Source organism: Streptomyces sp. NPDC088910, from assembly GCF_044749865.1.
Classification (GTDB): Bacteria; Actinomycetota; Actinomycetes; order Streptomycetales; family Streptomycetaceae; genus Actinacidiphila.
Genome location: NZ_JBIVIV010000011.1, coordinates 321,876 through 332,227, shown reverse-complemented (window position 1 = coordinate 332,227; position 10,352 = coordinate 321,876). Strand labels below are relative to the sequence as shown.

At 70.6% G+C, this 10,352-nt stretch carries 7 protein-coding genes; 3 read left to right on the top strand and 4 right to left on the bottom strand.

Features of this window, described 5'->3' with window-relative positions; genetic code table 11:
- Positions 1–82 precede the first annotated feature (82 nt).
- The 4 genes from ACIP4Z_RS25510 to rhaI all read right to left on the bottom strand — a co-directional run bounded on the left by ACIP4Z_RS25510 (position 83) and on the right by rhaI (position 6,285).
- Positions 83–904 (bottom strand): (Fe-S)-binding protein, encoded by an 822-nt coding sequence (locus ACIP4Z_RS25510; RefSeq protein ID WP_355350145.1) that lies wholly within the window; start codon positions 902–904, stop codon positions 83–85.
- A gap of 61 nt (positions 905–965) precedes the next feature.
- Positions 966–2,471: a rhamnulokinase family protein gene (locus ACIP4Z_RS25505; RefSeq protein WP_401311771.1), complete on the bottom strand. Its 1,506-nt coding sequence runs from the start codon at positions 2,469–2,471 to the stop codon at positions 966–968.
- Positions 2,472–2,758: 287 nt separating this feature from the next.
- Positions 2,759–4,813 carry a bifunctional aldolase/short-chain dehydrogenase gene (locus ACIP4Z_RS25500; protein WP_401311768.1) on the bottom strand — a complete coding sequence of 685 codons (2,055 nt, stop codon included), beginning with the start codon at positions 4,811–4,813 and terminating at the stop codon, positions 2,759–2,761.
- Positions 4,814–5,118: 305 nt separating this feature from the next.
- Positions 5,119–6,285, bottom strand: a complete 1,167-nt coding sequence (gene rhaI, locus ACIP4Z_RS25495) for an L-rhamnose isomerase (RefSeq protein ID WP_188282894.1) — start codon at positions 6,283–6,285, stop codon at positions 5,119–5,121.
- Positions 6,286–6,584: 299 nt separating this feature from the next.
- Here rhaI and ACIP4Z_RS25490 point away from each other — a divergent pair, with 299 nt between their 5' ends.
- From ACIP4Z_RS25490 to ACIP4Z_RS25480, 3 genes are read left to right on the top strand one after another with little or no spacing between them, the layout of a single operon-like run.
- Positions 6,585–8,105 (top strand): sugar ABC transporter ATP-binding protein, encoded by a 1,521-nt coding sequence (locus ACIP4Z_RS25490; protein WP_355350157.1) that lies wholly within the window; start codon positions 6,585–6,587, stop codon positions 8,103–8,105.
- Positions 8,102–9,157: an ABC transporter permease gene (locus tag ACIP4Z_RS25485; RefSeq protein ID WP_401311764.1), complete on the top strand. Its 1,056-nt coding sequence runs from the start codon at positions 8,102–8,104 to the stop codon at positions 9,155–9,157. The genes ACIP4Z_RS25490 and ACIP4Z_RS25485 overlap by 4 nt, the downstream gene beginning before the upstream one ends.
- Complete coding sequence (locus ACIP4Z_RS25480) at positions 9,150–10,277, top strand: ABC transporter permease (protein ID WP_401311761.1); 1,128 nt, start codon at positions 9,150–9,152, stop codon at positions 10,275–10,277. Before ACIP4Z_RS25485 ends, ACIP4Z_RS25480 begins: the two co-directional genes overlap by 8 nt.
- Positions 10,278–10,352 lie beyond the last annotated feature (75 nt).

Here is a 10,352-nt window from a genome sequence, read left to right as displayed (position 1 = left end):
GTGAGGTTCGCGCGGAGCTGGGTGTCCTTCGTGGACGAGGCGGCGGCCTTCGGGAACGACGGCAGACCCAGATACGTACCACTCATCGGACCACTCCTCCATTGCGCGCGCCGCCCGTGGCGACATGGACCGGAACCCCGGCGGTCGGGACCGTCAGCGGGTGCTCCCGCGTACTGGCCAGGATCTCCGCGATGTGCACCGGGCGGATGGCGGTGCGCTGCCGGGACATCGTGCCGTCCAGGTGCATCAGGCAGGAGTTGTCGGCCGCGCACAGCACGTCGGCGCCGGTCTCCTCCGCGTGCCGCACCTTGTCCGCGGCCATAGCGGCCGAGACGTCGGGATTCTTCACGGCGAAGGTGCCGCCGAAGCCGCAGCACTCCTCCGCACCCTCCAACTCCCGCAGCTCAAGCCCCTTCACAGCCTCCAACAGCCGCCGGGGCCGCTCACCGAGCCCCAGCATCCGCAGCCCGTGACAGGTGGGGTGGTACGTCACCGTGTGCGGGAAGTACGCGCCCACATCCGTCACCCCCAGCACGTCCACCAGGAACTCCGTCAACTCGTACGTCCTGGGCACCACGTCGGCCAGCGCCTCGCTCAACTCGTCGCCGCGGCCCTCCTCCCGGGCCCGTTCGCCGAGGCGCGGGTAGATGTCCCGCACCATCGCCGCGCAGGAGCCCGACGGCGTGACCACGTAGTCGTATCCGGCGAAGACCCGCGCCTGGCGGCGCGCCAAAGGCTCCGCCTCGTGCCGGTAACCGGTGTTGTAGTGCGCCTGGCCGCAACACGTCTGCCCCATCGGGAAGTCCACCTCGACGCCGAGCCGCGTCAGCAGCGCGACGACGGCCTGGCCGGTCCGTGGATAGAGCGTGTCGTTCACGCAGGTGAGAAACAGGGCGGCACGCATCGCGGCTCCCTCGGGGTCGTGCGGGCGGATGACGGACGGCGGTTGGGCGGGTGACGGACGGTCAGGGGGCGGCGAGGGCACCGGAGATACGGGCGTCCGCCGCGTCCCAGGCGCGCAGGTCACCGCGCGGCTCGTACCGGCGCAACTCCTGCGTGTCGGCGACCAGTTGCCGCATCCGGGCCAGATCGCCGACGAGGCCGTGGGTGCGGGCCTGGACGAGGATGTTGCCGAGCGCGGTCGCCTCGGTGGGCCCGGCGATCACCGGCAGCCCGGACGCGTCCGCGGTGAGGCGGCACAGCAGTTCGTTGCGGCTGCCGCCGCCGACCAGATGGATGTGGGTGATCTCCCGGTCGGCGAGTTCGGCGGCCTTGCGCAGCACCCTGCGGTGCGCGAGCGCCAGGCTCTCCAGCACGCAGCGGACCAGCGCGCCCCGGCTCTCCGGCGGGCGCTGCCCCGTACGCACGCAGTAGTCCGCGATGGCCGCGGGCATGTCGGCCGGTGCCAGGAACTCCGGCGCGTCCGGGTCGATCACCGCGCCGAACGGCTCCGCGCGGCCCGCGTCCGCGAGCAGCGACGCCAGCTCGGAGGGCTCGCCGCGCGCGGCCCAGACCCGACGGCACTCCTCCAGCAGCCACATTCCCATGATGTTCCTGAGATAGCGGAACGTGCCGTCGATCCCGCGCTCATTGGTGAAATTCGCGGCCCGCGACGCCGCGCTGAGCACCGGCGCGTCCAGTTCGAGCCCGGCCAGCGACCAGGTGCCGCAGGAGATGTACGCGGAACCCGGCGCGGTGGCCGGTACCGCCGCCACCGCGGAGGCCGTGTCGTGCGAGCCCACCGTGGTGACCCGCGTCCCCGCCGCCAGACCCGTCGCCGCCACGATGTGCGGCAGCAACTCCCCTGCGCTGTCGCCCGGTTGCCGCAGCGGCGGCAGCAACGCCGGGTCCAGGCCGATCCGGTCGGCGAGGTCCCGCGACCACTCGCCCGTACGGGCGTCCAGCAGGCCCGTCGTCGAGGCGTTGGTGACCTCCGCACCGACACTGCCGGTCAGCCAGTGCGTCACCAGGTCGGGGATCAGCAACAGCGTCCGCGCGGCGGCCAGTTGGACCGTGCCGCGCGCCGCCGCGAGCTGGAACACCGTGTTGAACGGCAGGTGCTGGAGGCCGTTGGCCGCGTACAGCTCCTGCGCGCCGACCTCGTCCCGCACCCGCGGCGCCACCTGCGCCGTACGGCTGTCCCGGTAGTGGTACGGGATCCCCAGCAGCGCGCCGTCCGCGTCCAGCAGACCGTAGTCCACCGCCCACGTGTCCACGCCGACGGACGCCACCGCGGCGCCCGACCTCGCCGCCTCGCGCAGTCCGTCCAGAACGCCGGTGAACAGGCCCGGCAGGTCCCAGTGCAGCCCGCTCGGCAGCCGCACCGGCACATTCGCGAACCTGTTCACTTCCGTGAGGGCCAGTTCCCCGCCGCCCACCCGGCCCACGACGACGCGGCCGCTCGTCGCGCCGAGGTCCGCCGCCGCGAACACGCCTGCGGCTGGGCTTGCGCCTGGGGGTTCGCCGATCATGCCTCTCCTTATACGGCCACTCCTGCGGAGTGCGGTCCTTCATTCTTCCCGCCCCGCGCCCCGGGACGGTTCTCCTACGCGAGGCGTTAGGCCGAATCTTTTGGGGGCGCGGCCCGTGTGCGGTGTCCTTGCGTTTGGGCGTTGCGCCGATCTTTTAGTGGCGCTGGGGGCACCTCCCGGCCTTCGGCCGGAAGGTGCCCCCAGCGCCCCTGACGGGGCACGTCCTGCGCAGGGCGAACGCGTAGGGCCGTGCCCTTGAACACCGGCCCTGCGCAGGGTGACACGCCCTAGCGGAGGAAGGCGGCTGCGACGCCCGCGTCGACGGGGATGTGAAGCCCGGTCGTGTGGGTCAGCTCCCCGCCGGCGAGGGCGAAGACGGCATTGGCGACGTGCTCGGGAAGAACTTCCCGCTTCAAGAGCGTCCGCTGCGCGTAGAACTCCCCGAGCTTGGCCTCCTCGACGCCGTAGACGGCCGCCCGCTTGGCCCCCCAGCCGCCGGCGAAGATGCCGGAACCACGGACGACCCCGTCGGGGTTGATGCCGTTGACACGCACCCCGTGCTCACCCAACTCGGCGGCGAGGAGACGCACTTGGTGGGCCTGGTCGGCCTTGACGGCCGAATAGGCGATGTTGTTGGGCCCGGCGAAGACCGCGTTCTTGGAGGCGATGTAGACGATGTCGCCTCCCAGCTTCTGCTCGATCATGACGCGCGCGGCGGCGCGGGAGACGAGGAAGGAGCCGCGGGCCATGATGTCGTGCTGGAGGTCCCAGTCCTTGGCGGTGGTCTCCAGGAGCGGCTTGGAGATCGAGATCCCCGCGTTGTTGACGACGAGGTCGACCCCGCCGAAGGCGAGCAGCGCGTCGGCGAAGGCCGCCTCGATCTGCTCCTCGGAGGTGACGTCCACGGTGACCGCGACGGCCTTGTCGGGACCGCCCAGCTCCTCGGCCACGGCGGCGGCGTTGCCCGCGTCGAGGTCCGCGACCACCACGCAGGCGCCCTCGGCGACCAGCCGCTGGGCGATGGCCTTGCCGATGCCGGACCCGGCACCGGTGACGAGCGCGATCCGGGTGGCCAGCGGCTTCGGCTTCGGCATCCGCCGCAGCTTGGCCTCCTCCAGCTCCCAGTATTCGATACGGAACTTCTCCGACTCCTCGATCGGCTTGTACGAGGAGACGGCCTCCGCGCCGCGCATCACGTTGATGGCGTTGACGTAGAACTCGCCCGCGACGCGCGCGGTCTGCTTGTCCTTGCCGTAGCTGAACATGCCGACGCCCGGCACGAGGACGATCGCCGGGTCGGCGCCGCGCATGGCGGGGGAGTCGGGCGAGGCGTGCCGCTCGTAGTAGGCGGCGTACTCGGCGCGGTACTCCTCGTGCAGCGTGCGCAGCCGGGCCTCGGCCTCGTCGAGGGCCGTGCCCGCGGGCAGGTCGAGGACCAGCGGGCGGACCTTGGTGCGCAGGAAGTGGTCCGGGCAGGACGTGCCCAGCGCGGCCAGCCGCGGGTGCTCGGCGCGCGACAGGAAGTCCAGCACTTCGGGGGAGTCGGTGAAGTGGCCGACCTGCGGCCGGTCCTGGGAGGCGATCGAGCGCAGCAGCGGTGCCAGCGCGGCGGCCCGTGCGCGCCGCTCGGACTCCGGCAGCGGCTCGTACCCGTCGAGCACCGGGCCGAACGGGTCGGCCTTGCCGCGCTCCTGGAGGAAGGTCTCCGCGGTGCGGATGATGTACAGCGAATTGCGTTCGCACTCCTGCGAGGTGGCGCCCCAGGCGGTGACGCCGTGCCCGCCCAGCACACAGCCGATCGCCTCCGGGTGGGCCTCCTTGACCGCCGCGATGTCCAGTCCGAGCTGGAAGCCGGGGCGGCGCCAGGGCACCCACACCACGGTGTCGCCGAAGCACTCCTTGGTCAGCGCCTCGCCGTCGGCCGCGCACGCCAGCGCGATACCGGAGTCCGGGTGCAGGTGGTCCACGTGCGCCGCGTCCACCAGCCCGTGCATCGCGGTGTCGATCGACGGCGCCGCGCCGCCCTTGCCGTGCAGGCAGTAGTCGAAGGCGGCGACCATCTCGTCCTCGCGCTCCACCCCCGGATAGACCTCGGCGAGGGCGCGCAGCCGGTCCAGGCGCAGCACCGCGAGACCGGAGCCGGTGAGCGTACCGAGGTCGCCGCCGGACCCCTTGACCCACATCAGCTCGGTGTCGGCCCCGGTCACCGGGTCGGGCGCGGTGCCCTTGGCGGACGTGTTGCCGCCCGCGTAATTGGTGTTGCGCGGATCGGATCCGAGCCGGTTCGAACGGCCGAGCAGCGCCCCGACCGTGCTGTCGTCGGAACTGGAGGCGGAAGCCATGCGGTGTCCTTCGGAGGAATGAGTACGGGTGCGGGTGCGACGAGCTCGACCGGCTCGGAGGCTCCACTGCGCGTCGCGAAGCCGGTCGGCCGCGTGGGCTCGCCGTCAGGAGGGCCGGCGAGTGAACCGAAGCGGAGCGGTCGCTGTTGAAAGGGAGAACGCGCGCAGGTTGTGAGGAACGAGCAACCGAGCACGATCGACCGTCGACATCGACTAAGCGCAGCGGAGGTGAACCGAGCCTTGAAGAAACTGGCGGTGAACCGAGCCTTGAAAAAACTGCTGGCGGTGAACCGAGCCTTAAAAAATCAAGCGCCCCAGCCGGCCTGTTCGCCGCCGACGCGTTCCGAGGTGATGCGGGTGGCCCAGCCGGAGCCGCGGTAGGCGGCCATCGGGTCGGGGTCGAGACCCAGTTCGGTGCGCACCTCGGCGAGCAGCGGCCGGACGTCGGTGTTGTAGGCGTCCATCAGTACGGCGTTGGCCTCCAGTACGTCACCGGCGCGCTGGGCGGCGCCGAGAGCGTCGAGGTCGACCAGCAGTGCCTTGGCGGTGGCCTCCTGGACGTTCATCACCGAGCGGATGATCGCGGGGATCTTCGCCTCGATGTTGTGGCACTGGTCGAGCATGAAGGCGACGCCGGTCTCCTGCTTCAGACCGCCGTTCTTGGCGACCTCGTGCATGATCCGGAAGAGCTGGAAGGGGTCGGCGGAGCCGACCATGAGGTCGTCGTCGGCGTAGAAGCGGGAGTTGAAGTCGAAGCCGCCGAGCTTCTTCTCGCGCAGCAGGAACGCGACGATGAACTCGATGTTGGTGCCCGGCGCGTGGTGGCCGGTGTCCACGACGACCTGCGCCTTGTCGCCGAGCTTGAGGCAGTGCGCGTAGGAGGTGCCCCAGTCGGGGACGTCCGTGGTGTAGAAGGCGGGCTCGAAGAGCTTGTACTCCAGCAGCATCCGCTGGTCGTCGCCGAGCCGGTCGTACACCTGGGACAGCGCCTCGGCGAGCCGGTCCTGGCGGGCGACGATGTCGTCCTGGCCCGGGTAGTTGGTGCCGTCGGAGAACCACAGCTTCAGGTCGCGCGAGCCGGTGGCGTCCATGATGTCGACGCACTCCAGCAGATAGCTGACGGCCTTGCGGCGGATCGCGGGGTCGGCGTTGGTGACCGAGCCGAGCTTGTAGTCGTCGTCCTGGAAGACGTTGGAGTTGATCGCGCCCAGGGTCAGGCCGCGCTCCTTCGCGTACGCGCCGAGCGCCGCGTAGTCGTCCACCAGGTCCCAGGGGATGTGCAGGGAGACGATGGGCGCGACGCCGGTGGCCGCGTGCACCTGGGCCGCGTCGTCCAGCTTTTCGTACGGGTTACGCGGCACGCCCTCCTGCCTGAACACCTTGAAACGGGTGCCCGAGTTGCCGTAGGCCCACGAAGGGGTCTCGATCCGCTGGGACTTCAGCGCCGCCTTCACGGCCGACAGGTCTGTCATGGCAACCTCTGTGAATCGTTTCATTTGACGGCTCACCTTAAAGGCGACACTGCGCCATGTCAATGGTCATGACGAGAACCCGATGGCGGGTCGGTCGCCGTTATTGAATCGTGTCACATGAGCCGGACGCGCTGCTAGAGGGTCTCTTTCCAGCCGCGATTGGCCGTCCGTCGGGGGTTGATCTCCCGAAATGGCTTCCACGGACTCTTGACGGCCTGATCAAGCGGGGCTAACGTCCCGGCAACTCCATTGAAACATTTCACCCCGCGGCGCAAGACCGGGAGATCCAGGAGACATCAATGACCGACCCCGAACCGGAACGGACTCCGGTCCTCGCGCTGGAGGGGGTGAGCAAGTCCTTCGGCGCGGTACGGGCACTGCGCGACGTCTCACTGCGGCTGTACGCGGGTGAGGCGCACGCCCTCGCGGGGGAGAACGGCGCCGGCAAATCGACCTTGATCAAGGCACTGGCCGGGGTGCACCGACCGGACACCGGAACGGTACTGCTCGACGGCGCGCCGGTGGTCTTCCACGGCCCGGCCGACGCGCGCGACGCCGGTGTGGCCGTCATCTACCAGGAGCCCACGCTCTTCCCCGACCTCTCCATCGCCGAGAACATCTTCGTCGGCCGCCAGCCGCGCCGCTCGCTCGGCCGGGTCGACCACAAGGCCGTGCACAAGGCCACCGAGCAACTCTTCAAGCGGCTCGGCGTCGACCTCGACCCCGACCAGCCCGCCCGCGGCCTGTCCATCGCCGACCAGCAGCTCGTCGAGATCGCCAAGGCGCTCTCCTTCGACGCCCGCGTGCTGATCATGGACGAGCCCACCGCCGCCCTCACCGGCAGCGAGGTCGCCCGGCTCTTCGGCGTCGTCAGGGCGCTGCGCGAGGACGGCGCCGCCGTCCTGTTCATCTCGCACCGCCTGGAAGAGGTCTTCGCGCTCTGCCAGCAGGTCACCACCCTGCGGGACGGCGCCTGGATCGCCAGCGAGCCGGTCGACGGCCTCACCGAGGACGACCTGGTCCGCCGGATGGTCGGCCGTGACCTGGACGAGCTCTACCCCAAGCAGGACGCCAAGGTCGGCGACGTCGCGCTGAGCGTGCGCAGGCTGACCCGTGAAGGCGTCTTCACCGACGTGTCCTTCGACGTCAGGCGCGGCGAGATCGTCGGCCTGGCCGGACTCGTCGGCGCCGGGCGCAGCGAGGTGGCCCGCGCCGTCTTCGGCGTGGACCGCTGGGACGCGGGCGAGGTCGAGGTCGACGGCCGCCCGCTGAAGTCCGGCGCCCCCAGCCTCGCCATGGCCGCGGGCCTGGCCCTCGTACCCGAGGACCGCCGCGAACAGGGCCTGGTCATGGAGATGTCCATCGAGCGCAACATCAATCTCACCGGCTTCAAGGCCACCACCCGCGCGGGCCTGATGGACCGCGGCGCCGAGCGCAGCCGCGCCGTCGACTGGGCCATGCGCCTCCAGGTGAAGTACGCCCGGCTCGCCGATGTCGTCGGCACGCTGTCCGGCGGCAACCAGCAGAAGGTGGTGCTGGCCAAGTGGCTGGCCACCGACCCCCGGGTGCTGATCGTCGACGAGCCCACCCGCGGCATCGACGTCGGCACCAAGGCCGAGGTGCACCGGCTGCTCTCGCAGCTCGCCGCCGACGGCCTCGCCGTCCTGATGATCTCCTCCGACCTCCCGGAGATCCTCGGCATGGCCGACCGTGTCCTGGTGATGCACGAGGGCCGGCTGGCCGCCGACATCCCGCGCGCGGACGCCACCGAGGAATCCGTCATGGCAGCGGCCACCGGCCGCGGAAGGAACGCGGCATGACCATGACCGCCAAACCGGCGTCGGCCGCGCCGCCGGACACCGCCTCCACCGGCGGCCTCCTCGACCGGGTGCTGAAGGTCAGGGAACTGGCCATCCTCGTCGTCCTGGTGCTGATGCTGCTGGCCACCCAGCTCGACAACAGCGCCTTCCTGTCCCAGCAGGGCATCAAGGACCTGCTGCTCAACGCGACCATCCTGGTGCTCGTCGCGGTCGGCCAGGCCATGGTGGTGATCACCCGGAACGTCGACCTGTCGGTCGGCTCCACGCTGGGCATCACCGCCTTCGCCGCGGGCGAGTTCCTGCGCGGCGGCGGCAATCCGCTGGTCGCCATCCTGATCGCGGTCGCCCTCGGCGCCGGATTCGGCATCGTCAACGGCCTGTTGGTCAGCCTCGGCCAGGTGCCCGCGCTGGTCGTCACCCTCGGCACGCTCTACATCATCCGCGGCCTGGACTCGATCTGGTTCGGCTCCAAGCAGATCACCGCCGCCGACCTCCCGTCGGGCTTCGGCAGCTTCGGGCACAACGGCCTCGGCGCCGTTCCGTATCTCGCGCTGCTCACCGCGGTCGTGCTGATCATCGCCGCGTACTACCTGCGCAGTTACCGCAGCGGTCGCGACCTGTACGCGCTCGGTTCGAGCCCGGAGGCCGCGCGGCTGGCCGGTGTGCCGGTCCGCAAGCGCATCCTCACCGCATACATCGTCTGCGGCGCCCTCGCGGGCCTGGCGGGCGCTCTCTACCTCGCCCGCTTCGGCAATGTCGACTCCGGCACCGGCAGCGGCTACGAACTCACCGTCGTCAGCGCCGTGGTGGTCGGCGGCGTCGCCTTCACCGGCGGCTCCGGCAGCCTGTACGGCGCCGCGCTCGGCGCCCTGCTGCTGACCTCGATCAACAGCGTGCTCCCCTCGATCGGCGTCAGCTCCGTATGGGTGCAGGCCATCGACGGCGTCCTCCTGCTGCTGGCCATCGCCGTCGACCGGGTGGTCGCGCTGCGGGTCGCGGCGGTGCTCCGTAAGCGGGCCGCACAGACAAGGAGTGCGACAACTCATGCCTGAGCCAACGAAATCCACCGGTCCGGCGAAGGCCGCGAAGCCGTCCGCCGGTACGAACCCGCCCGCCGGTACGAAGCCGTCCGCGAGCGCGAAGCCCGCCACCGCGGGCCGTACGGCGACCGGTTGGGCGCGGGACGCGTTCCGCTGGGACACCGTCGTCGGAGCCCTGCTCGTCGTCCTGCTGCTCTGCTCCTTCTCCCTGGTCGACAACTTCGGCAACGCGCTGAATCTGTCGTTCCTGATCGGCAACACCCTGCCGATCGCGCTCATCGCGCTGCCGATGACGATGCTGGTGATCTCCGGCGAGATCGACCTGTCGGTCGGCTCCACCGCGGGCCTGTCCGGCGCCGTCATGGGCAAGCTGTGGAACGACGGCATGGCCATCGAGATGATCATCCCGCTGTGCATCCTGCTCGGCGTGGTCTGCGGCCTGGTCAACGGCCTGCTGGTGACCCGGCTCGGACTGCCCTCGCTGGCCGTCACCATCGGCACCCTGGCCGCCTACCGCGGCATCGCGCAGATCGTGCTCGGCTCCGACTCGGTGACCGACTTCCCGCAGCAGTACCTGGACTTCGGTTCCGCGCGGATCGGCGGCACCTTCATCCCGCAGGCCGCCATCCCGTGGGCCGTCCTGCTGGTCATCGCGGTCGTCGTCCTGCACGCCACCCCGGTCGGCCGCTCGCTGTTCGCGGTCGGCGCCTCGCAGGAGGCCGCGCGCTTCGCGGGCATCCGCACCAAGCGGCTGAAGCTGTCGATGTTCGTCGCCACCGGCACGATCTCCGCGCTCACCGGCGTCTTCTGGGCCCTGCACTACGCCAGCGCCCGCTACGACAACGCCACCGGCCTCGAACTGTCCGTCATCGCCGGTGTGCTGCTCGGCGGCATCGACTTCGACGGCGGCAAGGGCACGCTGGGCGGCGCGATCGCCGGAGTGTTCCTGCTCGGCGCGCTCCAGAACGTGATGAGTCTGATCAACGTCTCCGCGCAGTCCCAGATCCTGATCACCGGAGTCCTGCTGGTGATCTCGGTACTGGCACCGCGGGTGGCCCGGCAGGTGGGCAGGGCGCGAGCCCGGCGCAGAACCGCCGACGCGCCACCACCGGCCGCACTGGCCGCCACCTGACCCCCCGCACCACGCACGTCGTCCGAACACCCTCACCTGGTCGTCACCTGCCGCGAGTGCGGCATCGAAAGGACA

Excerpts from the sequence above, each read along its gene's own strand:
- ACIP4Z_RS25510 (WP_355350145.1), bottom strand. The coding sequence starts at position 904 with ATGCGTGCCGCCCTGTTTCTCACCTGCGTGAACGACACGCTCTATCCA.
- ACIP4Z_RS25505 (WP_401311771.1), bottom strand. The coding sequence starts at position 2,471 with ATGATCGGCGAACCCCCAGGCGCAAGCCCAGCCGCAGGCGTGTTCGCG.
- ACIP4Z_RS25500 (WP_401311768.1), bottom strand. The coding sequence starts at position 4,813 with ATGGCTTCCGCCTCCAGTTCCGACGACAGCACGGTCGGGGCGCTGCTC.
- rhaI (WP_188282894.1), bottom strand. The coding sequence starts at position 6,285 with ATGACAGACCTGTCGGCCGTGAAGGCGGCGCTGAAGTCCCAGCGGATC.
- ACIP4Z_RS25490 (WP_355350157.1), top strand. The coding sequence starts at position 6,585 with ATGACCGACCCCGAACCGGAACGGACTCCGGTCCTCGCGCTGGAGGGG.
- ACIP4Z_RS25485 (WP_401311764.1), top strand. The coding sequence starts at position 8,102 with ATGACCATGACCGCCAAACCGGCGTCGGCCGCGCCGCCGGACACCGCC.
- ACIP4Z_RS25480 (WP_401311761.1), top strand. The coding sequence starts at position 9,150 with ATGCCTGAGCCAACGAAATCCACCGGTCCGGCGAAGGCCGCGAAGCCG.